The organism is Pseudomonas maumuensis, assembly GCF_019139675.1.
GTDB classification, from domain to species: Bacteria; Pseudomonadota; Gammaproteobacteria; order Pseudomonadales; family Pseudomonadaceae; genus Aquipseudomonas; species Aquipseudomonas maumuensis.
This window is the reverse complement of sequence record NZ_CP077077.1, coordinates 284,165-310,260: the sequence shown is the minus strand read 5'-3', so window position 1 is coordinate 310,260 and position 26,096 is coordinate 284,165. Positions and strand designations below refer to the sequence as shown.

The following is a 26,096-nucleotide window of genomic DNA, read 5'->3' as shown; positions in this document are numbered from 1 at the left end:
TAAAAACAGGCCTTTGCGCAAAGACCGGTGGTAGAGCCGGTCGGCATGCCTTTCGCGCAAGCGGCCAATGCTTCTTGTGCATAAGCAATTTTGCCAAGCGCTTTGGCAGCGCACTTGTCAAGCCAGTTTGAGCAAGCCCATGCCTACCAGCAGCAACGCAAGCCCCAACCAACCACGCCCGGCCAGACGCTGACCGAACAAGGCCCAGCCCATGGCCACGGTGGCAAGGATGCCAAAACCGCCCCAGATGGCATAGGCCAGCGACAGGTCGATGTCCTTCACCGCCTGCGCCAGCGCGGTGAACGCCGCCAGCACGCAGAGGATCGAGGCCAGACCCAGGCCTTTGCGGCGGAAACCGTCGGAGTACTTGAGCAGCAGGTTGGCCAGTACCTCCAGCACGATGGCCAGGCCCAGCCAGGCGAAGGGAATCAGCATGGCACGACCTCCCCTTCACGCTCGACGGGCTTGGCGCGGGTACCGGCCTTGACCAGCAGGATACCGGCGATCATCACCGCCAGGCCCAGGGCCTTGGTCCAACCCAGGCTTTCGCCGAGCCAGAGCACACTGATCAAGGTGATCAGCACGATACCGAACCCTTCCCACAGCGCGTAGGCCACACCCACCGGCACGCGCTTGACCGCCAGGGCCAGGAAGAAATACGACAGACAGATCATGACGTACATGACGGCATGCCCCATCAAGGGGAAATGAGTGGCGGCGAGTTTCATCGACGCCGTGCCGATCACCTCGAAGGTGATGGCGACGATCAGGTAGATCCAGGAACGCATGGTGCCCTCCCATGGGCGACAGCGGCCGAGCGCACAGGCATCGGCGCCAGACAGAGACGTTTACGGCTGTAGAGGGAGGGTGGCGCTAGAGGTCGCCGGTCCAGTGACGTTCACGGGAAACCAGGCGGGAGGAGGAGAGGAGCTTGAAAGCTTTACTGTTCAACATAATGAACACAAGATTAGCTTAGCTGATCGACTTAGTCAAAATGATAGGTTGAGTCTAATTATTTCTCGAGAAAAATGGACTTCTCAAGAAAAAACCCCGTAAAGCTTGCTGAAAGCTTCGTAAATTATAATCCCCACGCTGTCTTTGCAGGAGCCGGCTTGCCCAGCAATCACCAGCAAGGCCACCCCTGCGACAAACCGTCGCCATCGAGACAAACTCAAAATTAATTATTGTTTTACGATAATTATTCAAGAATAATCCGCTCCGTTCATCATTGTACGGAGGCACCCCATGAACAGTAGATCCGTGGCCTATGCGCGTTCGCGCCTACGCACTATCGGCGCATTCGCCGCCTACCTGGCCTGGGCAACTGCGGTCGTCGAGCTGACCATCACGCCCTTGCTCTTCATCTTCGACTTCCCCGAGATTTTCAACGGCTACCTGCAAGCCTACGGCGACCAGATGCCGCTGCTGCTCGAACCCGGCTACCAGGCATCCCCCCTGGTCGTCGGCCTGGTACTGGCGGTGGACATGATTCCCACGCTGATTTCCGTTGTGGCCCTCGGCCTGACCGGCCTGTTCTTCCACCGCCTCTCGCGTGGGCAGACCTGGACCTCGGCCAATATCAAATTGCTGTGGTGGGTCGGCCTGCTGTGCATCTTCACCCCGCTGCTTTGGCCGGTGACCTACACCTTGCAGGGCTTGGCCCTGGCCATCGACCTGCCGGCCGGCGAAAGGAGCTTCAGCTTCTCGATCGGTGTATCATCGCAGGCTGTCTACGAGATCATGAAAGGCATCCTGCTGTGTGCCTTCTCGCTGCTCATGCGTGACGCCAAGACCATCAGCGATGAACACAACTGTTATGTCTGACTGCTTCCTATGCCGATAATCATCCGCCTCGACGTCGTCATGGCCCGGAACAAGATGCGTTCCAAGGACCTGGCGGAAATCATCGGTATCACGGAAGCGAACCTGTCGCTGCTGAAGAACGGCAAGATCAAGGGTTTCAAGATCGAGACCCTGGAGAAGCTGTGTCGCGCCCTGAACTGCCAGCCCGGCGATTTGCTGGAGTTCAGCGACGAATGATCAAGGACTGCAACACCCATGGCACTTTTCCACAATGGTCTGGCCGCCCTCGTGCTGGCCTGCCTGGCCTTGGCCCTGACCGGCTGCGGCCCGAGCTACACCTATAGATACTCGCCACCGCCCAGCGCGCATGGCATGAACTGCATCAACAGCTGTTCGACGGAGCGCAACCACTGCCAGCAGATGGCCCGCCTGCAGGACAACAGCGAACGTGCGCTGTACCAGGCCGAGATGAGGGCCTACCAGTACTGCCAGAACGGCAAGAGCAAGAAGGAAGCGCGTCACAGTTGCCACTACCCGAGCTACCCCTTCAACACGGGGAGCAGCTACAGTTGCGGCAATGACTACGACTCCTGCTACATGGCCTGCGGCGGCACCATCCAGCGCATCCTGAACAAAGACTGATCCCGGAACGGACTCGAACATCGTGAAACACACCAAGCCTTTCGCCCTGCTGACCCTCGCCCTGGCAATGACCGGCTGCGCCAACAGCCTGCCAAGCAGCAAGCCGGCCCCGCTGAACTGGAACATGCCCGGCATGCAGTTGGGCGGTGACCGCGGCCTGCCCCTGCACAACGCCGACGGCAGCTGCCGCAAGCGCGGCTGCGACAACGGCAAGCTGTTCTTCAACCCCGGCCAGCCCGAGCCAAGCGTCAACTCCATGCACCGCGGCTGGTAAGAAAATTCTCCTTTCAGTTCGGTGACTTAGGGTTTTGTGCGCTGGATGCAACGAAGTGGTTTACAGCGCCGAATCCATCGCTATAATGACGCCCCTGTGCCGGTATAGCTCAGATGGTAGAGCAACTGACTTGTAATCAGTAGGTCCCGGGTTCGATTCCTGGTGCCGGCACCATCCTCAAAAGCCTCGACGAATGTCGGGGCTTTTTCGTTTCCGCTCCTGCGACACATTGTCCACCCTCTCCACTTCTTGTTTTCGCTCAATAAACCCTACTTTCAAAGCGGCTATTCCTGTGCCCGACGACTTTCGTCGACTTAAGGAGAAGTCCCATGAACGAGCAAGAAGGCGTGTCCCTGACCCGGCGTGGCATGTTGGCCGGCACTGTGTTGCTGGGCGTGGGTGCCTCGGCGCTAGGCAGTAGCCTGGCCCAGGCCGCGACTGCTTCGCCCGCCGCCGGCCCGGTGCCTGACCTGGCGAAACTGGAGCGGGTAAGCGTCGAACTGGTGGCACCGCCGCAGGTCCACCCTCACAGCCAGCGCGCTCCCGGCAAGCCGCGCATTGTCGAGTTCCGCATGGTCATCGAGGAGAAGGAACTGGCTGTCGACAGCGCCGGCGCCTACATCCACGCCATGACCTTCAACGGCTCGGTGCCCGGCCCGCTGATGGTGGTGCATGAAGGCGACTACGTGGAGCTCACACTGGTCAACCCGGCCAGCAACAGCATGATGCACAACATCGACTTCCACGCCTCCACCGGCGCCCTCGGCGGCGGTGAGCTGACCCATGTGAAGCCGGGCGAGCAGGTGGTGCTGCGCTTCAAGGCCGACCGTGCCGGGGTGTTCGTGTATCACTGCGCGCCGGGCGGGGCGATGATTCCCTGGCATGTGGTGTGTGGCATGAACGGCGCGATCATGGTGCTGCCCCGTGACGGCCTGAAAGATCCCGAGGGCCGCCCGTTGCGGTACGACAAGGCCTGGTACATCGGCGAGCAGGACTACTACATCCCCCGCGACAAGGACGGCAAGTACAAGCGCTACGCCAACCCCATGGCCAGCTTCGGTGACATGAGCCAGCTGATGAAAGGGCTGGTGCCGAGCCATGTGGTGTTCAACGGCAGCGTCGGCGCCCTGACCGGCAAGCAGGCACTCACCGCCAAGGTGGGCGAGACCGTGCTGATCGTCCATTCCCAGGCCAACCGTGATACCCGCCCGCACCTGATCGGCGGCCACGGCGACTATGTTTGGGCCTCGGGCAAGTTCGCCAACCCGCCGCAGCGCAACCTGGAGACCTGGTTCATCCCCGGCGGCGCGGCGGGGGCGGCGTTGTACACCTTCCGCCAGCCCGGCCTGTACACCTATCTCAATCACAACCTGATCGAGGCGGTGATGCTCGGCGCCGCCGCGCATGTGCAGGTGGAGGGGCAGTGGAATGACGACCTGATGAAACAGGTGCAGGCGCCCGGGCCGATCCGCTAGCGGTATTGATCCGCATCAAGCCCCTTGGCCATGCGCGGCATAGCCTGAGCGCAGGCATCCACTTCATGGAGGGAGACCATGGCCAAGCGATTTCCCACGAACCCCAGCCATCCCGAACGGATCTGCTGGGGCTGCAACCTGTACTGCCCGGCCAAGGCGCTGGCCTGCGGCAATGGCGCGGACCGGACCATGCACCCGGTGGAGTTGTTCGGCGAGGATTGGGAACAGCTCGACGATCATCTGGATGCGACCATGGCCACTTCGCATGCCGCGCCCGGACTGGAAATGCCGCTCAACCAAAAGTCTGAATGAACGGCGCCGCGCTCGCCTTGATGGCGGTAACCACCTTGGGTGCCTGATCGCAAAGCGCGGACTCCCTGGCCAGTGTTCGCTCCAATGCTTCAAGCTGCTTGCGAATGACTTCAGCCGGGTTGCTCACGTCGCAAAGCGGTGCGAAGTCCAGCAGGCCTTGCCGCGACGCAAACAAGGATTTGTTGCCGGATAGCGAAAGCGCCAGCACGTCTTCCGGTATGTAAGCCGTGGTATTGACGATGTCGTACGCCGGAGCCAGGCGCGCATCGCCTCGAAGAGGATCGGTGTACAACAACCCGAAATTTTTCAGATGGGCGTCACCATTTCCGACGATACAGCTGAGCGCAACCATTTCGAACAGTTGCCGCAGCGATTGCCGAAGATGCTCAGGCGCGCAGAACAGGCGGATCGCCTTGGCAATGGCAGCGTAGCTCTTGCTGTACTTCTGTTCGGCGCCAAGCCCCATCAAGGCAGCCATGTCTTCGAAACCAAGTGGATTGTTCTGCTCGTCACGATCGAAACGGCGCATGACGAACAGTTTGCCGTTGTCGGACAGGAAGAATTGAGGCACTGGCAGACCAGAGGTTTGCGCAACCGACATGCACAGGAATTCGTTGATCGCCAGGCCCGGGAACTCGTCGCGCCCGCTCTTGATGATCAGCTCGGCTGTTTTCGAGGTAAAGCGCTGTGACAACGGGTCCAGTTGCTCCGGAACCAGGACCTTCGGCTGCACACCAGAAATGCCGGCGCGCAGAATGTAGCGATCCACCAGATCGGCGAAAATATCCTCTCCCCCATCCCATGAAAGGATATTCGCCAGCTTCTCTCCCGGAAACGTCTGCCGCCGCAGCAATGTGTCCACTACCTGCGAACTGACATGCACACGCCCGATCGGCGAACTGCTGCCGGACAACGCCAGGAGAAGCATGGGGTCGACCTGAACGATCTTCGCCAGGCGGTTGCGCAATTGCTCGAGCACATACCCTTCGGGCAAGTTCATCTGGAACACCGGATGCAGCTCGCGATGCCTGTATTCCTCGGTTCGGACCGGCATCAACAGGCTGATCGCGGCATCAGCGACGGTATGCGGGCCATAGCGGAAGAGATAGTCGCCTGCACTGCTCAGCAATGCTCCACTGTCACCCTCGGGTGTCGCGACTATCAGCGGCGTCATTCGAACATCCCCTCGATTTCGTCAAGCGTCGGCATCACCGCCGCTATGACCTGCAGTTCGCAGCCGAGCGCCGCCAATGCACGTGCATATGCACCGATGGCCACTGAGAGGCTACCTTTCTCCATGGCAATGATCTTTTGCCGGGTGATACCGGCCAAGGTTGCGAGCGCCTGCTGGGTCAATCCCCGGTTAAGCCTTCGCGTGCGAACCTGCGCGCCCAGGCGCTCAACGATCAATGAGTGATCCATGTTCTTTATACGTGACAAATTTAGATGAATGTAACGTATAAGGAACATGATCAAAAATCAACCAGCATCAGCGGTGCCAAAAGCTGTTCTAGAACGCCGTGCTCACCGTCACCGCCAGGTTGCGCGGGTCGCCATAGATTGCCCCGGCATAGAACCCGTAACGGGTGTAGTAGTGCTTGTCGAACAGGTTGTTGGCGTTGAGGCTGACGCTGGTGTCGTCGGTCAGCTGGTACTTGGCCATAGCGTTCCAGATCGCATAACCCGACCAGTTGACGTCGGTGGCGCTGCGGCTGACGCCGTTGCTCGGCTGCCCGGCAGGGGTGGACACCGCGCGGATGTTGCTTTGCGCACTCACGCCAGCGCCCAGGGTCAGGCGGTCCAGCGGGCCAGACAGGCGATAGGTGGTCGAGGCCTTGAACAGGTGCGAGGGGTCGCTGCGCCCGTCGCTGTCCAGGCGGCGGAAGTGCAGGTAGGTGTAGCCGGCATAGACGTTCCAGTTCGGGGTCAGGGCGCCAGCGACTTCCAGGTCGATACCGTCGGTTTCCTGGCCGGAGCCGGCCTTGTAGGCGGTGGCGCCGGTCGGCGTCAGCAGGTCGCCGTCTATCACCGCCTTGTTCTCCTGCCTGGTGCGGAAGTAGGCCGCGGACGCGTTCAGGCGACCATCGAACCATTCACCCTTGATCCCGGTTTCGTAGCTCTGGCCACGGATCGGCTCGACCTTGGTGCCGCTGGCGCTCTCTTCGGTCTGCGGGTTGAAGATGTCGGTGTAGCTGGCGTACAGCGAGTAGTTGTCGTTCAGGTCGTACACCGCGCCCAGGTAAGGGGTGACGATGCCGTTGTTCTGCTGGTTGCTGCGCGCACCGTTGACGCTGACGGTGGTGGCCGAATAGTCGGTGCTGCGCACACCGAGGATGAGCGACAGGGGGTCGGTGACGCTCAGGCGGGTGGCGGCATAAAAGCCCTGCAAACGGGTGGTGGTCTTGCTGTGCAGGCCGGTTTTCGAGGCCAGCATGGCGTAGTCGTCGTCCACGCCGTCGAGCCAGTTGCCCAGCCCCAGGCCATTGTTCGCCCGGAACTGGCAACCCACGCCGCTGTTCACTGCCTTGCCGCCGCCGACCATGCTGCAGGTGTACTGCGGTGACCAGGCCACGGTGCGGCTGTCGTTGTAGCCGACCATCGCCTGATGGGTGCGCCCGAACAGCTGGAATGGGCCGGACAGGTCGATCTGCGCCGATTGCTGGGTGGTGTCGGTGGAGCTGTGCAGGCCGTTGAGCACCGCGCCGCTGCCGTCCTGGTTCCAGTAGCCGCCGTAGACGCCGCGGCCGGACGAGTTGACCTTGGCCAGGCCACGGTGGTTGAGCGTCTCGCCGCTGCTCTGGGCAACCTTGAGGTCCAGGCTCCAGTCGTTGTCGAAACGGTGCGCCAGCGAGCCGAAGGCGGTGCGGGTGATGTACTCGCCAAAGCTCCAGCTGGGTACCACGTTGGTGCTGCGCGGCAGGTCGGTCTTGCTGCCGTCGCCGTACCAGATCGGGATGTTGGCGCCCCAGCCGCCGCCGACCACTTTGCTGTACTCGTACTGGTAGCCGGCACCCAGGGTGGTGGTATCGTCCAGGTCGAATTCGAAGTTGGCCAGGGCCGCGCGGGAGCGTTCGGACTGGTTGTCGCGGAACGAGCCGGCGTCCTGCTGGGTCATGACCAGACGCGAACGCAGGCGGCCGTCCTCGGACAGCGGCAGGTTCAGATCGGCACCCAGGCGGCGCTTGTCCCAGCTGCCGTAGGTGGCGTAGGCGCTGCCGCCGAAGATCCGGGTCGGCGCCTTGCGGATCAGGTTGACGGTGGCCGAAGGGTCGCCGGTACCACCGAGCAGGCCGTTGGCGCCACGGACAATGTCGATGCGCTCGTACAGGTCCATGTTCAGCGCGTTGCCGCCACCGCTGAAGTCCGAACCGCCGGGGAACTGCAAGCCGTCGATCTTCCAGTTGCTGATCGAGTAGCCGCGGGCGCGGAAGTCGGTGCGCCCGCCCACTTCCATCTTGCTCATGCTCACGCCCGGCGTGGTGTCCAGGGCCTGCTCGAGGGTGTGGATATCACGGTCTTCCATTTGCTGGCGGGTAATGCTGGTGACCGTCTGTGGCGTCTGCCGGGGTGTCAGCTGCAAGCCCGTCGAGCTGCGTGTGTTCTGCACGGTGTAGCCGATCTGGCCGCTATCGTCGGCCAGCGGCAATGTACTGCTGTCGATGTTGGTGGCGCCCAGTTCCAGCACCGGGCCGTCAGCGAAGGCGGTGCCGCTAAGCCCGAGGGCCACGAAGAAGGCAAGCGGGGAGAGGCGACTACCGCCTCGGACCAAGGGGGTTGTGTCAGTCATGATGCTCTTGCATACCATTTGGGAAGGTTTCGTATTCGCAGATGATTTTTTGTTACGATTCTAGGCATCTGCCCCTTCGGCTCCATGGATGGCATGTACGGGGATGTAATCGAACGTAATGAGCCTCACAGTTCCCCTTTGCACAGGTACACCAAGACCATGAGCACGACCTTGCTGGTCGTCGACGATGACGACGAGATCCGCGAACTTCTCTGCGATTACTTGAAAGAAGCCGGCTACGAGGTATGTGCCGCCGCCAACGGCGAGCAGATGCGCGAACAACTGGCCCGGCACAAGGTCGACCTGGTGGTACTCGACCTGATGCTGCCCGGCGAGGACGGCCTGAGCCTGTGCCGGCAGCTGCAGACACAGCCGGGCTTGGCGGTGGTGATGTTGTCGGCCAGGGGCAGCACCCTGGACCGCATCATCGGCCTGGAGGTAGGCGCCGATGATTACCTGGCCAAACCCTTCGAGCCACGCGAGCTGGTCGCCCGGATCAAGGCTGTGCTGCGCCGCCCCCAGCGCCTGGAGACAGAACCCGAAACGTCGGCCAGCGAGGCACAACTGTTTGCAGGCTTGCGTCTCGATCACGTCAAACGGTTGCTCGTTCACCCGGACGGCCAAGCCTTCAACCTGCCACGCTCCGACTACCGTGTGCTGCGTGAACTGCTGGACGCCAACAACCGCGTGGTCTCGAGGGACCACCTGACACGCAGCGCGTTCGGCCGCGACCATCTGCCCGACGATCGCTCGGTGGACATGTGCATCAGCCGCCTGCGCCAGCAACTGCGCCGGGCGCCAGGCCACGGCGCGCAGATTCTCACCATCCGCAACGAAGGCTATCTGCTCAGCCTGGCTCGCGAAGCGTTGGGCGCCTGAGGTGCGGCTGCTTCGCCGGCTGTGGCCGCGCACGCTTTTCGGCCAACTGCTGCTGATCATGATCAGCGGCACCCTGGTGATCCAGTTGATGTCCAGCAGCATCTGGTTCGACGTACGCTTCGCCCAGGTGCTGGAAGCGCCCGTGCGGTTGATCGCAGCGCGCAGCGCGCGCCTGATCGCCCAGGCCGATTGCCAGGGGACTGCACTGGTCGCGAGGCATTACCAGGTACGTTGCACCGAAGCGCCGCCCGAGGGCGCGCACGACCAGCGGCGCGGTTGGCGCAGAATCGAACTGTTGCTGCACCAGGCGCTGACCTATGAGTTGGGTCGTGATCCGCAGGCACGCTTGCTCGAAGCCAGGCTCACCGACGAACTGGGCCAGCCCATCGTCTGGCGTAGCCTGTTCGGCTTGCGCACCGCCCAGGCGCATATCGCGTTCACCGTGCCCCTCGCCGATGGCCACTGGCTGGTCATCGATGGCCAGGAGTTGCAGGGCTGGAGCGGCGAGTCGGCGTGGCTGCTGATCAGCGACTACCTGCTGCGCGTCTATGCCCTGCGCATCGCCGCCGTGTTGGTGGTGTGCCTGGTGGCGGTACGCTTGTGCCTGCGCCCGCTGCGCCGCCTGGCCGATGCCGCCCGTGGCCTGGGTGGCAATCTGGAACAGGCGCCGTTGCCGCTGGACGGCCCCGAGGAAGTACGGCACGCCGCCCAGGCCTTCAATGCCATGCAGCAACGGCTGATCCGCATGGTCAACGACAAGGCCTACTTCCTCGCCGCCGTGTCCCATGACCTGCGTACGCCGCTGACGCGCATGCGCCTGCGCCTGGAACGGCTGGAGGACAGCGAACACAAGGAACGCCTGCGCCAGAACATCGCGCAGATGGACGGCATGATCGGCCAGGTGCTCGACTACCTGCGGGCGGGCGAGCAGCAGAACCTGCAAACGGTCGACCTCGACCGCCTGGTGGCACGCCAATGCGCGGATTTGGCCAGCGCCGAAGAGCCCTTGCCGATCCATGGCCAGGTGGGCCTGGCCCAGGTAGATGCCCTGCTACTGCAACGGTGCCTGCAAAACCTGTTGGTCAATGCCCTGCGCTATGCCAGGGAGGTCGGGGTAGTGCTGGAAAGCACACCATCCGATGCTTACATCCATATCGACGATCGCGGCCCGGGCATCGACCCAGGCTTGCTGGCGACTGTCACCGAGCCTTTCGTGCGCGGCGAGGGCTCACGCAACCAAGCCTCTGGCGGCTATGGGCTGGGGCTGAGCATCGCCCAGCGCATCGTTGCCAGCCATGGCGGTGAACTGCAGCTGATGAACCGCCAAGGGGGCGGGTTGCGGGTCAGCGTGCGATTGCCCAAGGACCCAGAGAAGTGATGCGGACCTAGCAGCAGGGAGAATCGCCAGATTGTTCAGAGTACGGCCAATGCCTTTGCCTTCAACACTTGCAGATCCATCACCGGCACTCCGACCCGCTTGGCCATCTCGTCCCACTCGCGCAGGCGCAGGCTGACCCCGAACAACGGGTCGGCCTCGAACGCATCGGCTTCGGCATCGTTCATCATCCCACCCTGGTACGCCAAGGTGCGTCGGCTGGCTTCACTCAAACGATCGTAGTATCCGGGCTGGCGCAAGGTCAGGTAGCGCTTGGCCTCGACGTGGTATTGCACCAACCTGGCCAGCCGCTCGCTGAAACCACACCGGCGCAAATACTCGGCACCAATGCGCTCATGGCTGACGACGCCATAACCGCCCATGTCCTCGCCCTCGCACAGATGGCCGATGTCATGGAAGAAGGCGGCCAGGATCACTTCGTCGTCGTAGCCTTCGGCCATGGCGAGTTGGGCTGACTGGGACATGTGCTCGAGCTGGGTGATGGCCTCGCCGATGTAGTCGGCGCTGCCATGGCGCTCATATAAGGCGAAGGTGTCGTCGATGATCCGGGAAGAGGTTGGCATGCGTGGGCTCCTGCGTTGCCTGGTCTGACGCCATCGCGTGGCAAGCCGCTCCCTGAGTATAGAAGCCGGCCTGCCCCGCGATGAGGGCCTTACTGCTGGGCGACTTTCTCCGACTTGCCGTCGTAGCGCTTGCGCCACTCAGCGAGAATCTGGTCGCGGTTCTTCGAGGCCCAGGCAAAGTCGTTCTTGATCAGGCGCTGCTCATAGTCGGCCGGCAGTTCGGTCTGCGGCTTGGCGATGCCGGGGGCGGCGAGCACGGCGAAGTTCTCCTTGTACAGCTCCATGGCGGCAGGGCTGGCGGAGAAGTCGGCCAGGCGCTTGGCGGCATCGACTTTCGGCGAGCCCTTGATCACCGCCGTGGCCTCGATCTCCCAGCCCAGGCCCTCCTTGGGCAGGACGATGTCCAGCGGTGCGCCCTGGCGCTTGAGCTGCACGGCCGGGTACTCGAACGAGATGCCGATCGGGAATTCACCTGCCGCCGCCAGTTTGCATGGCTTGGAGCCGGAATGAACGTACTGGCCGATGTTCTGGTGCAACGCATCCATGTAGGCCCAGCCCTGCGGCTCGCCGAAGGTCTGCAGCCAGGCGCTCACATCGAGGAAGCCCGTGCCGGACGAAGCCGGATTGGGCATGACGATCTTGCCCTTGTACTCAGGCTTGGTCAGGTCCTGCCAGCTCACCGGCTTGCTCAGGCCCTGCTTCTCGGCCTCGACGGTGTTGAAGCAGATCGTCGCGGCCCACACGTCCATGCCTACCCAGGCCGGCGGATTGGCGGCGTCGCGGTAGTTGGGCGAGATCTTGCCCAGGTCCTTCGGCGCATAGGCTTCGAGCATGCCGTTCTGGTCGAGGATGGCCAGGCTGGAGGCCGCCAGGCCCCACACGGCGTCAGCCTGCGGGCGCTCTTTTTCGGCCAGCAGCTTGGCGGTGATGATGCCGGTGGAATCGCGCACCCATTTGATCTCGATGTCCGGGTTGGCCTTCTCGAAGGCCTGCTTGTAGCTCTTGAGCTGCTCGGCCTCCAGGGCGGTGTAGACGGTCAGCTGGGTCGCGGCCGAAGCCTGCAGGCTGAACACGGCGGATACGGCAGCGGCAAGTACGAGGGGCTTGAACATGATGCGGTTCCTATTGGTATGGGCAGTCGGTCAATGGCCGGGAGCACGTTGGCGCCAGGCCTGGGAGCGGCGCAGCAGGCCGCGCGAGGCGCCGGCCAACAGTAGGGAGGCAGCGGCGCTGGTCAAAAGGATCAGGGTCGACATGGCAGCGGCGCCGCCAACATTGCCGGCATCGTCCATGTTCAGAACGGCAACGGCGGCGAGGATGGTGTCGGGGCTGTAGAGGAAGATCGCCGCCGACACCGTGGTCATCGCCGAGACGAACAGGTAGCGGATGATGTCCAGCAGCGCGGGCAGGCAGATCGGCACGGTGACCCGCACGAAGTGCTTGTACAGCGGCGCCTTGAGCGACAGCGCGGCGGCTTCGAACTCACCGTCGAGCTGGCGCAGGGCGGTGGTGGCGGTCATCTGCGCGGTGGTCAGGTAGTGGGCGATGGTGCAAACCACCAGCAGCGCCATGCTGCCGTAGAACACGTGCAACGGGTTGCCGTTGAGGTTGAAGAAGAACACGTAGCCCAGGCCCAGCACCAGGCCGGGCACCGCCATGGGGATGAAGCTGAGCAGGCGCAACAGTTGATTGAGCAGGCGCTGGCCTTGGGTCTTCTCCATCAGGTAGGCACCGGTGAAGATCACCACGCTGCCGATCAGCGCGGTGCCGATGGCCATGGTCACGCTGTTGCGATAGGCCAGCCAGCCGCCGCCAGCGGTGTCTTCGAACATGTAGTGCTTGAGCGACAGCGACAGGTTGTACGGCCAGAACTTGACCAGCGACGAGTACACCGCCATGCCGATCACCGCCAGCAGCGCCGCGCACACCAGCAGCACCAGGGCCAGGTAGCAGCCATCACGCAGCTTCGAAGGCTTGGGCTCGAACACCTGGGCGCGGCCGCTCATGGCCTCGCCCTGGCGGCGGCGCAGCCAGGCATCCACGGCAAAACTGAGCAGCGCCGGCACCAGCAGCACCATGCCGATCAGCGCACCACGGCCGAACTGCTGCTGGCCGACCACCGCCTTGTAGGCTTCCAGCGCCAACACCTGGTAATCGCCACCGACCACTACCGGCACGCCGAAGTCGGTGATGGTCAGGGTGAACACCAGGCAGAATGCTGCGAACACCGCCTGGCGCGTAGCCGGCCAGGTGATGCTGAAGAATGCCCGGGCAGGCCCCGCGCCCATGCTCGAAGCGGCATCGAACAACCGTGCGTCGGCCAGTGATAGCGCCGAGAGCAGGATCATCAACGCGTGGGGGAAGGTGTAGATGGCCTCGCCAAGCACGATGCCCCAGAAGCCGTAGATGTTGTCGCTGAGCAGCCCGCGCAGCAGGCCCTGGTTGCCGAACAGATAAACCAGCGCGATCGCCGGCAGCATCGACGGCGCCAGCAACGGCAGCAGCGAAATGCCGCGCCACAAACCCTTGGCCGGGATCAGCGTGCGTTGCAGGGCATAGGCGAACAGGTAGGCCAGCGGCACGACGATGGCAGCAACGGTGAGGGCCACCGACAAGCTGTTGCCAAGCAGCCAGTGGAAGTTCGCGCTGGCAAACAGTTCGCGGGCGGCCAGCAGCCCCCCGCCCTGCCCGGCTTCAGCGCTGAAGCCTCGCCAAAAGATCGCCAGCAACGGCAGCAGCACCGCCAGCACCAGCAGGATCAGCAGCAGGCTCTTGCCACCGACGACGAACAGCCGGTCACCCAGGGCGACGTCGTTGCGTGCCTTGTCGTTGGTGTGAGCGAGCGGCAGGGTCATGGGCGCGGCCATCTCAGGCAAACACCTGCAGGCTCTGCGGTGGCAGGGCCACCCAGATGTCCTGCGAACCCAGGCGCGGCATGGCTTCGGGCGCCAACTCAGCGAGCAGCGCATGGCCCGGCAGGGCCTCGAGCTCGAAGCTCATGCGGCAACGGTTGCCGAGGAAGGTGACTTCCCGGACCTTGGCCGGAAACAGGTTTTCCTCATGCACCACCGGGTTGACGGTGATCGCCTCGGGCCGGCAGAACAGTCGGCCGCTGCTGACCGCGCCGGCGTTGTCGGCCAGGCGCATGTGCATGCCACCGACCTGGGCATGACTGGCACTGCTGCGCTGGAACGGCAGCCAGTTGCCCTGGCCGACGAACTCGGCGACGAACGGCGTGGCCGGCTGATCGTAGATTTCCTGGGGCGTGGCGTACTGCTCGACCTGGCCGTTGTTCATCACGGCGATGCGGTCGGCCATCAGCATGGCTTCGTCCTGGTTGTGGGTGACCATCAGCGTGGTGATGCCCAGCTGGCGTTGCAGTTGGCGCAGCTCGGTACACAGATGCTCGCGAACACGAGCGTCGAGGGCCGACATGGGCTCGTCGAGCAGCAGTAGCGAGGGCGACGGCGCCAAGGCGCGGGCCAGGGCCACGCGCTGCTGCTGGCCACCGGAAAGCTGGCCGGGGTATTTCTTCTCGCTGCCGGCCAGGCCCACCAGCTCGAGCATCTCGCTAACCCGCTGGCGCGATGCCTCGCGGTTGCTGCCGGTCAGGCCATAGGCGATGTTGGCTTCGACGGTGAGGTTGGGAAACAGTGCGTAGGACTGGAACAGGATGCCGTAGTCACGGGCCTGGGGCGGCAGCTCGGAGATATCGCGGTCGCCGATGTACAGCGTGCCGCGGTCCTGGCGCTCGAGGCCGGCGATGCAACGCAGCAGGGTGGTCTTGCCGCAGCCCGAGGGACCGAGCAGACACACCAGCTCGCCGGCGGCGATGTCCAGGGACACGTCGTTGAGCGCGGTGAAGGCACCGAAGCGTTTGTGGATGCCGCGCACTTTCATCTGTGCGCCCGGGGTGACGTGGTTCATGGCAGGTCCTCATCGAAGCGATGGGGGCCATGCTAGGCAGGCTGTGCGAAGGTTCTGTGGCGTTGGGGCAAAAGCCGGTGATAGTGGTATAGGCAGATTTTGTAGTGGCCTTGAGGGCCCTATCGCTGGCAAGCCAGCTCCCACAAAAGCAAGTCGGCGCCAACACTGTGGGAGCCGGCTTGCCGGCGATGAGGCCGGTGCAACCAGTAGAGAACTGTCAGAACTGCGAACCCACCACTTCCTGCGCCACCCCCAGGAACGCCGCCGGCAACCGCGCCTGGCGCCGCTCTTTCAGGCAGTACAGGTACTCGTGCATCACTGGTGCGTCGTCCAGCGCCAGCACCCGCAGCTCGGGGTTATGCGGCACCTCATGGCGGGCAATGATGCTGATGCCGATATTGCGCAGCACCGCCTCGCGGATCGACTCACGGCTGCCGATCTCCAGCAGCGCCCCGGCCTTAACCCCGGCGTCCTGCATCATCTGCTCGGTGAGCTTGCGGGTGGTCGAGCCCTTTTCGCGCATCAGCAGGCAATGCCCGGCCACCACCTCGATCGACACCGCCTGGCGTTGCGCCAAGGGATGATTGCGATGCACCGCCAGTACCAGCGGGTCGGTGCCCAGCACCCGGCGCACCAGGCGTGCGTCTTCGAGCAATTGCGACGAGGCGGCGATGTCCACTCGGTAATCCTCGAGCATCTCCAGCACCTGCTGCGAGTTGCCGATGTCCACCGCCACCTCCACCTGCGGCAAGCGCTCGCGGAAGATCTTCACCAGATCGAGGATGTAGTACGGCGCGGTGGCGGCGATGCGCAGGCTGCCCTGGGCCTGGCCGCTGTTGCGCAGCTCGAACTCGATGTCGGCTTCCTGTTGCAATAGCGCCTTAACCATCGGCAGCAGGCGTACGCCCTCCTCGCTCAGAACCAGGCGCCGGCCACCGCGGTAGAACAGCTCGACGTTGTACTGGCCCTCGAGATTGCGGATGTGCGTGGTTACCGTGGGCTGGCTGAGCCCGAGCTTCTTCGCCGCCAGGGTGATGCTGCCCAGGCGGGCCACCATGTAGAAGGCTTTGAGCTCGGCGCTCAGCATTGTGGATAACCTCTATTCTGCGCTGCGGATGCTTACTTGCGCAGCAGGCGCAAGCCGTTGAACACCACCAGCAAGCTCACGCCCATGTCGGCGAACACCGCCATCCACATCGTCGCCATGCCGGCGAAGGTGATTGCCAGGAAGATGGCCTTGATCCCCAGGGCCAACACGATGTTCTGGGTGAGGATCGCCGCGCTTTGGCGCGACAGCCTGACGAAGGTCGGTATTTTGCGCAAGTCATCGTCCATCAGCGCTACATCGGCGGTCTCGATGGCCGTGTCGGTGCCAGCGGCGGCCATGGCAAAACCGATCTCGGCGCGGGCCAGGGCCGGCGCATCGTTGATGCCGTCGCCGACCATGCCGACGCGATGCCCTTGGGCATACAGGCTCTCGATGCTGGCGAGCTTGTCCGCCGGCAGCAGGTTGCCCTCGGCGCGGTCGATCCCCACCTGGGCCGCAATGGCCTGGGCGGTGTGGGGATTGTCGCCGGTCAACATGACCGTCTTGATACCCAGCTCGTGCAGCTCGGCGATGGCCTGGCGGCTGCTGTCCTTGACCGTGTCGGCCACGGCGAACAGCGCCAGAGGGCCGGAGCGGTCGAGCAGCAGCACCACGGTCTTGCCCTGGCGCTCCAGCACATCCAACTGGGCTTCAAGGGCCGGGGAGCACAGGCCGAGTTCTTCCACCAAGCGATGGTTGCCCAGGTGGTAGGTCTGGCCCTCTATATCACCGCGCACGCCGCGACCGGCCAGGGCGGCGAACTCGGCGACTTCGCTCAGGGGCAGATCCTGGTCCTTGGCGAACAGGGCGATGGCACCGGACACCGGGTGGTCGGAACGTGCAGCCAGGCTCGCGGCCAGGGCCTGGGCGCGGCCTTCGAACAGTGGGTCGAGCACCTTGCTGTCGGTCTGCACTGGCTTGCCGTGGGTGATGGTGCCGGTCTTGTCCAGGGCCAGGAAGTCCAGCTTGCGCCCGCCCTCCAGGTACACACCGCCCTTGATCAGGATGCCTTTGCGCGCCGCCGCGGCCAGGCCGCTGACGATGGTCACCGGGGTGGAGATCACCAGTGCGCACGGGCAGGCCACCACCAGCAACACCAGGGCACGGTAGATCCATTCGAACCAAGCGCCGGCCATGAACAGCGGTGGGATGATCGCGACGGCCAGGGCAACGACGAACACCACCGGGGTATAGATGCGCGAGAACTGGTCGACGAAGCGTTGAGTAGGCGCACGGGCGCCCTGGGCTTCTTCCACGGCCTTGATGATGCGGGCCAGGGTCGACTGACCGGCGGCAGCGGTGACGCGGTATTCCATCGCGCCGGCCTGGTTGATGGTGCCGGCGAACAGCTTGTCGCCGACCGCCTTCTCGACCGGCAGGCTTTCACCGGTGATCGGCGCCTGGTCGACGCTGGACTGGCCACTGACCACCTCACCGTCCAGGCCGATGCGCTCGCCCGGGCGCACCCGCACCCGCGCGCCGATGACCACCTCGCGTACTTCGACTTCACGCCATTGGCCATCGGCCTGTTGCACGGTGGCCATGTCCGGGGCCAGTTGCATCAGCCCTCCGATCGCATTGCGCGCGCGGTCCAGTGAACGGGCTTCGATCAATTCGGCAACGGTGAACAGCACCATCACCATGGCCGCTTCCGGCCACTGGCCGATCAACACGGCGCCGGTCACCGCGATGCTCATCAACGCATTGATGTTGAGGTTGCGGTTCTTCAGGGCGATCCAGCCCTTCTTGTAGGTACCCAGACCGCAACCGAGGATGGCCGCCAGGGCCAGCGCGGCTACCACCCACTCCGGTGCCTTGCCAGAGAAATGCACGATTTCGGCGGCAAGCGCCGCAACACCGGACAATGCCAGCGGCCACCAACGGGTCTTGCTGGCCTGGGGCGCGCTGGCGGCGCCATCATCCTCGGCGGCCAAGGGCTCGGCCTTCATGCCCAGGCTATCGATGGCCCGCTCGATCTCCGTGGTGCCCTCGAGCGTATGGCGCACGCCGAGCACACGGTTGATCAGGTTGAATTCCAGCTGCTCGACACCGGCCAGCTTGCCCAGCTTGTCCTGGATCAGTGTCTGCTCGGTGGGGCAGTCCATGGCCTCGATGCGGAAGCGGCTTAGCTGCGCCTGGGCGCTGGCTTTCTCGGTCAGTTGCACCAAAGCCGGGGCGGCTTTGCTGGCGCAGCAGTCGTGGGCGTGGGGCCCGTGGCCATGATCGTGATCATGTTTGTGGTCGGGGCTGACAGGCTGGTTCATGGAATCATCCTTAACTGAGCACTGGCCTCTGCAGATATCCACAGAGTGGGTTGTTGCCAAGTGAACACCCTGTAGCCACTATAGGGTCAAGCCCCTCGCTGGAGATTAGCCACCATGAAGATCGGAGAACTGGCCAAGGCCACCGACTGTGCCGTCGAAACCATCCGCTACTACGAACGTGAACAGCTGCTGCCGGAACCTGCCCGCAGCGACGGTAACTACCGGCTCTACACCCAGGCCCACGTCGAGCGCCTGACCTTCATCCGCAACTGCCGCACCCTGGACATGACCCTCGACGAAATCCGCAGCCTGTTGAACCTGCGCGACAGCCCCGACGGCTCATGCGGCAGCGTCAACGCGCTGATCGACGAGCATATCGAGCATGTGCAGGCGAGGATCGATGGGCTGGTGGCACTGCAGGCACAGCTGGTGGAACTGCGGCAACAGTGCAATGCGCAGGGGGCGGAGTGCGCGATCTTGCAGCAGTTGGAGACGAATGGGGCGGTGTCGGTACCGGAGACCGAGCATTCGCATGTGGGGCGTAGCCACGGGCATTAGAGACTTGGGGCCGCTTTGCGGCCCATCGCCGGCAAGCCGGCTCCCACAGAGTCACGCGTCCCCCTGTGGGAGCCGGCTTGCCGGCGATGGGCTGCAAAGCAGCCCCCGACTTCCTTGAGTCAGACCGCCATCGGCGCCGTCATCGGCGCATGGTGCTCGTAGCCTTCCAGCCAGAAGTCGCTTGGCTCGATCTTCTCCAGCCACTCCGGCTCGTACTTGCCGGTCTCGGCGAACGCCGGCACGCGGTCGCTGATCACCAGCTTCGGCGCCGCCAGCGGCTCGCGCTTCATCTGCTCGCCCAGCATGTCGAGGTGGTTCTCGTACACATGGGCATCGCCGATGAAGTAGGTGAACCAGCGCGGGGTGTAGCCGGTCAGGCGGCCGAACAGCGACAGCAGCGCCGCGCCCTCGGTGAGGTTGAACGGCGTACCCAGGCCCAGGTCGTTGGAGCGGATGTAGAGGGTCAGGGAGATTTCCCGGGTCTCGACATTCGGGTGGAACTGGTACAGCAGGTGGCACGGCGGCAGGGCCATCTCGTCGAGCTGGGCGCAGTTCCAACCGTGGAACAGGATGCGGCGGCTGCCCGGGTCGTTGGCGATGGTGTCCAGGCACTGGCGCACCTGGTCGATGGCCTTGTAGAGGATGACGAACGCCTGGCCGTCCTCCTCGTCCTGGGCGATACGTCGGAAGCCGGCCTTCTCGGCCATCTCGATGGCGGCCGGGTTGCTCAGCGGGATGCGCTTGTAGCCGGGCCACTGGCGCCATTGCACGCCGTAGATTTCGCCGAGGTCGTCATGCCCCTGGCGGAACGGGTTGGCCAGCCACTGGGCATTTTCGTTGGCGTTCTGGTCCCAGACCTTGCAGCCCAGCTCGCGGAACTCGCCGGCGTTCTTCACGCCGCGCAGGAAGCCGACCATCTCGCCGATCGCCGACTTGAACGCCAGCTTGCGCGTGGTGATGGCCGGAAAGCCCTTCTGCAGGTCGAACTTGAGCATCGCTCCCGGCAGGCTGATGGTGCGGATACCGGTGCGGTTTTCCTGCAGCGTGCCGTTTTCGATGACGTCACGGACCAGATCTAGATACTGTTTCATGGCTTACCTGTAACAAGAACGGCAGGGGGAGCGCCCCTGCCGTGGAAATCAGACGGTGGCCTTGGCCGACGGTTTGCGGTTGTAGGCCCACCAGATCAGGAAGATGCCGCCGAGAATCATCGGCACGCAGAGCAACTGACCCATGGTCAACCAACCGAAGGCGATGTAGCCGAGCTGGGCGTCGGGTACGCGCACGAACTCCACGATGAAGCGGAAGATGCCATAGAACAGCGCGAACATGCCGGAAACCGCCATGGTCGGGCGCGGCTTGCGCGAGTACAGCCAAAGGATGGCGAATAATGCCACACCTTCGAGGGCAAACTGGTACAGCTGCGACGGGTGACGCGGCAACTGAGCCGGGTCGCTGAACGGCGGGAAGACCATGGCCCATGGCACGTCGGTGGCCTTGCCCCACAGTTCGGCGTTGATGAAGTTGCCGATACGCCCGGCGCCAAGGCCGATCGGCACCAGCGGCGCGACGAAGTCCATCAGCTCGAAGAACGACTTGTTGTTGCGCTTGCCGAACCACAGCGCGGCGAGCATCACACCGATGAAACCGCCGTGGAACGACATGCCGCCCTTCCACACCTCGAAGATCAGCGTCGGGTTGGCCAGGTACTGGTGCAGGTCGTAGAACAGCACATAACCCAGGCGCCCGCCGACGATCACGCCCATCGATAGCCAGAACACCAGGTCGGAAAGCTTCTCGCGGCTCCAGGTGGGATCGAAGCGGTTCAACCGGCGCGAAGCCAGCAGCCAGGCGCCGCCGATGCCGATCAGGTACATCAGGCCGTACCAGTGGATTTTCAGTGGACCGAGGGCCACGGCCACCGGGTCGATCTGCGGGTAAGGCAGCATTGTCTTTCCTCTAGGTTCAGATAAGGAAGCTGAGTCCGACGCAGAACAGCAGCGCGGCGAACAGGCGCTTGAGCACGCGCGGCGACAGTTTGTGCGCCAGGCGCGCGCCGTAGCGGGCGAAGAACATGCTGGTGGCGGCGATGCCGACCAGCGCCGGAAGATAGACGTAGCCCAGGCTGTGGGCCGGCAGGTGTTCCTCGTGCCAACCCAGCCACATGAAGCCCAGGGCACTGGCCAGGGCGATCGGCAGGCCGCAGGCCGACGAAGTCGCCACTGCCTGCTGCATGGGCAGGCTGCGCCAGGTGAGGAACGGTACGGTCAGTGATCCGCCGCCGATCCCGAAAATGGCCGAGGCCCAGCCGATCACACCGCCGGCGGCGGTCAATCCGGGCTTGCCGGGAATGCCGCGGCTGGCCTTGGGCTTGAGGTCCAGGGCCATCTGCGCGGCGATCACCAGGGCGAACACGCCGATGATCTTCTGCAGCATCGGGCCCTGTATCAGCGAGGCGGTCTTGGCCCCGACCAGCGCGCCGAGCAGGATGCCCACGGTCATCCAGGCGAAGATCGGCCATTGCACCGCGCCCTTGCGCTGGTGCTCGCGCACGGCATTGATCGAGGTGAAGACGATGGTCGCCAGCGAAGTGCCGACCGCCAGGTGGGTCAGCACCGAAGGATCGAAGCCCTGCAAGGTGAAGCTGAACACCAGCACCGGCACGATGATGATGCCGCCGCCGACGCCGAACAGCCCGGCCAGCACGCCGGCGCAAGCGCCCAACAGCAGATAGAGTACGAATTCCATTCGCCGCCCCTGTGGAAAACAATCCGGCATGGTAACGGAAGCCACGCCCGGCGCTCTAGTGAACTCTGTGTCAGATGATGGATAGCGGCCGGCGGCGCGGGTAGAGTGGCCGAAAACACAGGGGACAACCTATGTGCCTGATCGTATTCGCCTGGCAGCCGGGGACAGCCCGGCCACTGATCGTCGCGGCCAACCGAGACGAGTTCTATGCGCGGCCGACCCAGGCCCTGAGTGCCTGGGAGGACGCGCCTGGCGTATACGCCGGGCGTGACTTGGAAGCCGGCGGCACCTGGCTGGGTCTCGGGCCGAACGGGCGCTTCGCGGCGCTGACCAATATCCGTGACCCACGCCAGCCTTTGGGACCACGTTCACGCGGTGAACTGGTAGCGGCCTATCTACAGGGCGAACTGGGGGTCGAAGCCTATCTGGACCGGGTAGCCAGCCGCAGTGGTCTGTACTCGGGGTTCAACCTGCTGGTCGGTGATGACAAGCGATTGGGCTACCTGCACGCCCGTGAGCCGGCGCCACGCCTGCTTGAGCCTGGGGTATACGGGCTGTCGAATGCCGGCCTGGACACGCCATGGCCGAAGCTGGTCAAAGCGCGCAGCGGGCTCGAGGGATTGCTTGAGAACGCCGACCCACGGCAGCTACTGACACTGCTGGGCGATGCACAGCCCGCGCCGGACGGCGAACTGCCTGAGACTGGCGTGGGGCTGGCCACCGAGCGGCTGCTGTCGAGCGTGTTCATCGCCAGCCAGAACTATGGGACGCGGGCGAGCACGGTGTTGATCGTCGATGACCAAGGCCGACGGCGCATGATCGAGCGCAGTTTCGGGCCGTTTGGTGGGCATCTGGGCGAGGTTAGCCTGAAGGTTTGATTGCAGCCTGTACCGGCCTCATCGCCGGCAAGCCGGCTCCCACAAGGATCACACCAAACCTGTGGGAGCCGGCTTGCCGGCGATGAGGCCGGTACAGGCAACTTCAAATTCAAAGGGTTTTATTGGCCCCAGGCCCGATCATCCGCGCCAGCCCGAGGTTCTTCAGCGCCAGCTGCAACGAGCTGTGGATAACCTGCGGGTTGTCATGGCTCATGGCATCGGCCAGCAGTTCCCTGGCCTTGCTCAGGTTGATCTGGCGCAGCATCCACTTCACCTTCGGCAAGTTGGTGGCGTTCATCGACAGGCTGTCGAAGCCCATGGCCATCAGCAGGATCGCCGCGGCGGGGTCACCGGCCATCTCGCCGCAGATGCTCACCGGCTTGCCTTCTTCGTGGGCCACGCTGACCACGGTCTGCAGGGCCTGCAGCACCGCCGGGTGCAGATAGTCGTACAGATCGGCTACCCGCGGGTTGTTGCGGTCCACGGCCAGCAGGTACTGGGTGAGGTCGTTGGAACCGACCGAAAGGAAATCGACCTGGCGCGCCAGCTCGCGGGTCTGGTACACCGCGGCGGGGATCTCCACCATCACCCCCACTGGCGGCATCGGCACATCGGTGCCTTCGTCACGCACCTCGCCCCAGGCGCGGTGGATCAGGTGCTGGGCTTCTTCGAGCTCATGGATGCCGGAAATCATCGGCAGCAGGATACGCAGGTTGTTCAGGCCCTCGCTGGCCTTGAGCATGGCGCGGGTCTGCACCAGGAAGATTTCCGGGTGGTCGAGGGTGACGCGGATGCCGCGCCAGCCGAGGAACGGGTTCTCTTCCTTGATCGGGAAATACGACAGCGACTTGTCGCCGCCGATGTCGAGGCTGCGCATGGTTACTGGCAGCGGATGGAATGCTTGCAGCTGCTCGCGGTAGATCGCCAGCTGTTCCTTTTCGCTGGGGAAGCGCTGGTTGATCATGAACGGCACTTCGGTGCGGTACAGGCCCACGCCCTCGGCGCCGCGCTGCTGGGCGCGGGCCACATCGGCGAGCAGGCCGGTGTTGACCCACAGCGGCATGCGGTGGCCGTCCGGGGTGATGCACGGCAGCTCGCGCAGGGCATCGAGCCCCTTGGCCAGCTGGCGCTCTTCCTCGACCACGTCGCTGTACTGCTTGCGCAGCACTTCGCCGGGGTTGGTGAAGACTTCGCCCTTGTAGCCGTCGACGATCATCTCGATGCCATCGGCCTTCGAGTACGGCAGGTCGACCACCCCCATGACCGTGGGGATGCCCATGGCCCGGGCGAGGATCGCCACGTGCGAGTTGCCCGAGCCGAGTACCGAAACCAGGCCCACCAGCTTGCCCTCCGGCACCTCGCCGAGCATGGCGGGGGTCAGTTCTTCACTGACCAGAATGGTGTTGTCCTGGTAGACCAGCGACTGCGAACGGGCCTCCTGCAGGTACGCCAGCAGGCGCCGACCCAGGTCCTTGACGTCCGATGCCCGCTCGCGCAGGTAGTCGTCATCCATCAGCTCGAAGCGATTGACGTGTTCGCCGACCACCTGGCGCAAGGCGCCCTGGGCCCATTGGCCAGTCTTGATGACTTCGACCACCTCGCCACCGAGGGCAGCGTCCTCGAGCATCATCAGGTACACGTCGAACAGCGCACGCTCTTCGGGGCGCAGCTGGGTGGCGAGCTTGGCCGACAGCTTGCGCATGTCCTCGCGCACGCCTTCGAGGGCGTTGTTGAACAGCTTGAGTTCGTTGTCGATGTCCTCGACGGTGCGGTCGGGCACAACCTCCAGGTCGGCGGGCGGCAGCATCACCACCGAGCGGCCGACGGCGGCGCCCGGCGAACCCGGCACCCCGACGAAGCGAGCCTCCTGGATACCCTTGCCCTGGCGGCCCAAGCCACGGATCGAACCCGTCGCCTCGGCGTGGGCGATAACCCCGGCGAGCTGCGCGCTCATGGTGACCAGGAAGGCCTCTTCGCCCTCGTCGAACTGGCGGCGCTCCTTCTGCTGGATGACCAACACGCCGACCACGCGGCGGTGGTGGATGATCGGTGCGCCGAGGAAAGAGGCGAATTTCTCTTCGCCGGTTTCGGCGAAGTAGCGGTAGCGGGGGTGGTCGGCGGCGTTCTCGAGGTTCAGCGGCTCCTCGCGGGTGCCGACCAGGCCGACCAAGCCCTCGTTGGGCGCCATGCTGACCTTGCCGATGGAGCGCTTGTTCAGGCCCTCGGTGGCCATCAGCACGAAGCGGTTGGTGTCCGGGTCGAGCAGGTAGACGGAGCAGACCTGGCTGCCCATCGCCTCCTTGACGCGCAAGACAATGATACCCAACGCCGTCTTGAGATCTTTGGCGGAGTTCACTTCCTGGACGATCTTGCGCAGCGTATTGAGCATGGCTCGGGGTCGGACTCCGTCGTCAGTCGCGCGTCAGCAGGCGCGGGGCTAGCTCTTTCAGGGCGCGGCGGTATACCTCGCGCTTGAATGTCACCACCTGGCCCAGCGGATACCAGTAGCTGACCCAGCGCCAGCCATCGAATTCCGGCTTGCCGGTCAGGTCCATGCGCACCCGTTGCTCATTGCTCACCAGGCGCAGCAGGAACCACTTCTGTTTCTGGCCTATGCACAGCGGCTGGCTGTGGGTGCGCACCAGGCGCTGGGGTAAACGATAACGCAACCAGCCACGGGTGCAGGCAAGAATTTCCACATCCTGGCGTTCCAGGCCTACTTCTTCGTTCAGCTCGCGGTACAGGGCATCTTCCGGCGTTTCATCAGGGTTGATGCCACCCTGGGGAAACTGCCAGGCATCCTGGTTGATCCGCCGAGCCCATAGCACCTGTCCGGCATCATTCGTGAGAATGATCCCGACATTGGGGCGAAAACCATCCGGGTCGATCACGGCAGCAACCTCGCAAACGCATGTCGCCGCATTGTTCCACAAAGCCTGAGCGCGCAGCAACGCGCCCGCCAAGCTTATCTACGGCGAGGTGGAAACTGCGTATCGGGCGAACGTCGCCATAGCGGGTATGGCACTGATATACCGGGTTTGCATGAAGGCAAGGTGACGCAATGGGCTATCAGATCGGCTTGGCGCCCATCAGGCCGGCGATCGACAAGAAGCACACGCCACTGAACACCGCCAGCGCCAGGGTGAATTTCAAACCGACGGTTTCGGCCTTGCGCAGCCGGTTCAGGCGTGCCACCAGCCACCACACGGCAAACGCGCCAAGGGTATAGATGACGCTGGAGGCCAGCACCCAGGTCTGCCCCAGCGGCCAGCCCACCAGGTGTACCAGCCACCAGCCGGTGAACGGCATGCTCACCAGGCACAGCCCCATCAACAGCCAGACGAACACCAGCGGCCGGCGCAACAGTTTGCCGTAGGCCTCGGTGTCGCCGTTGCGCCGGGCACGCCAGGTCCACACCGCCAAGCCCAGGGCGCCGAGCAGCAGCAGGGCCGTGGCGAGGATGTGCAGGGTCTTGAGGGTGGTCAGGTGTTCCATATGAAAAT

General features: G+C 63.9%; 27 protein-coding genes and 1 tRNA gene. 11 read left to right on the top strand and 17 right to left on the bottom strand.

All coding sequences use genetic code 11. The annotated features are described in order from the left end of the window. Positions 1 to 117: 117 nt before the first annotated feature. Together mdtI and KSS90_RS01480 are read right to left on the bottom strand one after the other, a co-directional pair. Positions 118 to 435, bottom strand: a complete 318-nt coding sequence (gene mdtI, locus KSS90_RS01485) for a multidrug/spermidine efflux SMR transporter subunit MdtI (protein WP_023629978.1) — start codon at positions 433 to 435, stop codon at positions 118 to 120. After that, the gene (locus KSS90_RS01480; protein WP_217867964.1) at positions 429 to 788 is read right to left on the bottom strand and encodes an SMR family transporter; all 360 of its coding nucleotides are present in this window, start codon (positions 786 to 788) and stop codon (positions 429 to 431) included. Before KSS90_RS01480 ends, mdtI begins: the two co-directional genes overlap by 7 nt. 457 nt (positions 789 to 1,245) lie before the next feature. Between KSS90_RS01480 and KSS90_RS01475 the strand changes: the two genes are divergently transcribed. The 7 genes from KSS90_RS01475 to KSS90_RS01445 all read left to right on the top strand — a co-directional run bounded on the left by KSS90_RS01475 (position 1,246) and on the right by KSS90_RS01445 (position 4,506). Then, positions 1,246 to 1,824, top strand: a complete 579-nt coding sequence (locus KSS90_RS01475; protein ID WP_217867963.1) for a hypothetical protein — start codon at positions 1,246 to 1,248, stop codon at positions 1,822 to 1,824. A 9-nt stretch (positions 1,825 to 1,833) separates the two neighbouring features. Beyond that, a complete protein-coding gene (locus tag KSS90_RS01470; protein WP_023629980.1) occupies positions 1,834 to 2,040 on the top strand; it encodes a helix-turn-helix domain-containing protein in 207 nt (68 codons plus the stop codon). Positions 2,041 to 2,058: 18 nt separating this feature from the next. Continuing rightward, positions 2,059 to 2,445 carry an Aq_678 family protein gene (locus KSS90_RS01465; protein WP_046853791.1) on the top strand — a complete coding sequence of 129 codons (387 nt, stop codon included), beginning with the start codon at positions 2,059 to 2,061 and terminating at the stop codon, positions 2,443 to 2,445. A gap of 22 nt (positions 2,446 to 2,467) precedes the next feature. Beyond that, positions 2,468 to 2,719: a hypothetical protein gene (locus KSS90_RS01460; protein ID WP_023629982.1), complete on the top strand. Its 252-nt coding sequence runs from the start codon at positions 2,468 to 2,470 to the stop codon at positions 2,717 to 2,719. Positions 2,720 to 2,817: 98 nt separating this feature from the next. Continuing rightward, a tRNA-Thr gene (locus KSS90_RS01455) sits at positions 2,818 to 2,893 on the top strand. Between the two features lie 155 nt (positions 2,894 to 3,048). Then, positions 3,049 to 4,194 carry a copper-containing nitrite reductase gene (gene nirK, locus KSS90_RS01450; RefSeq protein ID WP_217867962.1) on the top strand — a complete coding sequence of 382 codons (1,146 nt, stop codon included), beginning with the start codon at positions 3,049 to 3,051 and terminating at the stop codon, positions 4,192 to 4,194. Between the two features lie 78 nt (positions 4,195 to 4,272). Next, entirely contained in the window at positions 4,273 to 4,506 is a 234-nt protein-coding gene (locus KSS90_RS01445; RefSeq protein WP_217867961.1) for a DUF3079 domain-containing protein, read from the top strand. On the opposite strand, the gene KSS90_RS01440 is transcribed toward KSS90_RS01445, so the two are convergent. The 3 genes from KSS90_RS01440 to KSS90_RS01430 form a co-directional block, all read right to left on the bottom strand. Beyond that, positions 4,487 to 5,680, bottom strand: coding sequence for a type II toxin-antitoxin system HipA family toxin (locus tag KSS90_RS01440; RefSeq protein ID WP_217867960.1), 1,194 nt, complete (start codon positions 5,678 to 5,680; stop codon positions 4,487 to 4,489). The two genes, KSS90_RS01445 and KSS90_RS01440, sit on opposite strands and share 20 nt — an antisense overlap. Beyond that, positions 5,677 to 5,928 (bottom strand): helix-turn-helix domain-containing protein, encoded by a 252-nt coding sequence (locus tag KSS90_RS01435; RefSeq protein ID WP_094010985.1) that lies wholly within the window; start codon positions 5,926 to 5,928, stop codon positions 5,677 to 5,679. The genes KSS90_RS01440 and KSS90_RS01435 overlap by 4 nt, the downstream gene beginning before the upstream one ends. Positions 5,929 to 6,016: 88 nt before the next feature. Beyond that, the gene (locus KSS90_RS01430; RefSeq protein ID WP_217867959.1) at positions 6,017 to 8,311 is read right to left on the bottom strand and encodes a TonB-dependent siderophore receptor; all 2,295 of its coding nucleotides are present in this window, start codon (positions 8,309 to 8,311) and stop codon (positions 6,017 to 6,019) included. A gap of 141 nt (positions 8,312 to 8,452) precedes the next feature. On the opposite strand from KSS90_RS01430, the gene KSS90_RS01425 reads away from it, so the two are divergent. Beyond that, positions 8,453 to 9,172, top strand: a complete 720-nt coding sequence (locus tag KSS90_RS01425) for a response regulator (RefSeq protein ID WP_217867958.1) — start codon at positions 8,453 to 8,455, stop codon at positions 9,170 to 9,172. 1 nt (position 9,173) lies between these two features. Then, positions 9,174 to 10,550: an ATP-binding protein gene (locus KSS90_RS01420; RefSeq protein WP_217867957.1), complete on the top strand. Its 1,377-nt coding sequence runs from the start codon at positions 9,174 to 9,176 to the stop codon at positions 10,548 to 10,550. Positions 10,551 to 10,585: 35 nt separating this feature from the next. Here KSS90_RS01420 and KSS90_RS01415 read toward each other — a convergent pair whose 3' ends face one another. The 6 genes from KSS90_RS01415 to KSS90_RS01390 all read right to left on the bottom strand — a co-directional run bounded on the left by KSS90_RS01415 (position 10,586) and on the right by KSS90_RS01390 (position 18,409). Beyond that, the gene (locus KSS90_RS01415; RefSeq protein ID WP_217867956.1) at positions 10,586 to 11,131 is read right to left on the bottom strand and encodes a phosphonate degradation HD-domain oxygenase; all 546 of its coding nucleotides are present in this window, start codon (positions 11,129 to 11,131) and stop codon (positions 10,586 to 10,588) included. 89 nt (positions 11,132 to 11,220) lie between these two features. Then, positions 11,221 to 12,243, bottom strand: coding sequence for a putative 2-aminoethylphosphonate ABC transporter substrate-binding protein (locus KSS90_RS01410; RefSeq protein ID WP_217867955.1), 1,023 nt, complete (start codon positions 12,241 to 12,243; stop codon positions 11,221 to 11,223). Positions 12,244 to 12,273: 30 nt separating this feature from the next. Next, a complete protein-coding gene (locus tag KSS90_RS01405) occupies positions 12,274 to 13,998 on the bottom strand; it encodes a putative 2-aminoethylphosphonate ABC transporter permease subunit (RefSeq protein ID WP_217867954.1) in 1,725 nt (574 codons plus the stop codon). Position 13,999: 1 nt separating this feature from the next. Next, the gene (locus tag KSS90_RS01400) at positions 14,000 to 15,058 is read right to left on the bottom strand and encodes a putative 2-aminoethylphosphonate ABC transporter ATP-binding protein (protein WP_217867953.1); all 1,059 of its coding nucleotides are present in this window, start codon (positions 15,056 to 15,058) and stop codon (positions 14,000 to 14,002) included. A gap of 217 nt (positions 15,059 to 15,275) precedes the next feature. Further along, positions 15,276 to 16,145: a LysR family transcriptional regulator gene (locus KSS90_RS01395; protein ID WP_217867952.1), complete on the bottom strand. Its 870-nt coding sequence runs from the start codon at positions 16,143 to 16,145 to the stop codon at positions 15,276 to 15,278. 32 nt (positions 16,146 to 16,177) lie between these two features. Beyond that, positions 16,178 to 18,409, bottom strand: coding sequence for a heavy metal translocating P-type ATPase (locus tag KSS90_RS01390; RefSeq protein WP_217867951.1), 2,232 nt, complete (start codon positions 18,407 to 18,409; stop codon positions 16,178 to 16,180). A gap of 114 nt (positions 18,410 to 18,523) precedes the next feature. Between KSS90_RS01390 and cadR the strand changes: the two genes are divergently transcribed. Next, entirely contained in the window at positions 18,524 to 18,967 is a 444-nt protein-coding gene (gene cadR, locus KSS90_RS01385) for a cadmium resistance transcriptional regulator CadR (protein WP_217867950.1), read from the top strand. 119 nt (positions 18,968 to 19,086) lie between these two features. On the opposite strand, the gene KSS90_RS01380 is transcribed toward cadR, so the two are convergent. From KSS90_RS01380 to KSS90_RS01370, 3 genes are read right to left on the bottom strand one after another with little or no spacing between them, the layout of a single operon-like run. Continuing rightward, complete coding sequence (locus KSS90_RS01380; protein ID WP_217867949.1) at positions 19,087 to 20,058, bottom strand: thymidylate synthase; 972 nt, start codon at positions 20,056 to 20,058, stop codon at positions 19,087 to 19,089. 48 nt (positions 20,059 to 20,106) lie between these two features. Next, on the bottom strand, positions 20,107 to 20,916 hold the full coding sequence (gene lgt / locus KSS90_RS01375; RefSeq protein ID WP_217867948.1) for a prolipoprotein diacylglyceryl transferase: 810 nt from the start codon (positions 20,914 to 20,916) through the stop codon (positions 20,107 to 20,109). A 16-nt stretch (positions 20,917 to 20,932) separates the two neighbouring features. Then, complete coding sequence (locus KSS90_RS01370; RefSeq protein WP_217867947.1) at positions 20,933 to 21,715, bottom strand: sulfite exporter TauE/SafE family protein; 783 nt, start codon at positions 21,713 to 21,715, stop codon at positions 20,933 to 20,935. 131 nt (positions 21,716 to 21,846) lie between these two features. On the opposite strand from KSS90_RS01370, the gene KSS90_RS01365 reads away from it, so the two are divergent. Then, entirely contained in the window at positions 21,847 to 22,593 is a 747-nt protein-coding gene (locus KSS90_RS01365) for an NRDE family protein (RefSeq protein WP_217867946.1), read from the top strand. A 109-nt stretch (positions 22,594 to 22,702) separates the two neighbouring features. On the opposite strand, the gene ptsP is transcribed toward KSS90_RS01365, so the two are convergent. The 3 genes from ptsP to KSS90_RS01350 all read right to left on the bottom strand — a co-directional run bounded on the left by ptsP (position 22,703) and on the right by KSS90_RS01350 (position 26,088). Beyond that, complete coding sequence (gene ptsP, locus KSS90_RS01360) at positions 22,703 to 24,982, bottom strand: phosphoenolpyruvate--protein phosphotransferase (protein ID WP_217867945.1); 2,280 nt, start codon at positions 24,980 to 24,982, stop codon at positions 22,703 to 22,705. A gap of 22 nt (positions 24,983 to 25,004) precedes the next feature. Then, positions 25,005 to 25,484, bottom strand: coding sequence for an RNA pyrophosphohydrolase (locus tag KSS90_RS01355; protein WP_028688498.1), 480 nt, complete (start codon positions 25,482 to 25,484; stop codon positions 25,005 to 25,007). A gap of 178 nt (positions 25,485 to 25,662) precedes the next feature. Beyond that, positions 25,663 to 26,088, bottom strand: a complete 426-nt coding sequence (locus KSS90_RS01350) for a DUF2269 domain-containing protein (RefSeq protein WP_217867944.1) — start codon at positions 26,086 to 26,088, stop codon at positions 25,663 to 25,665. Between the last annotated feature and the right edge of the window lie 8 nt (positions 26,089 to 26,096).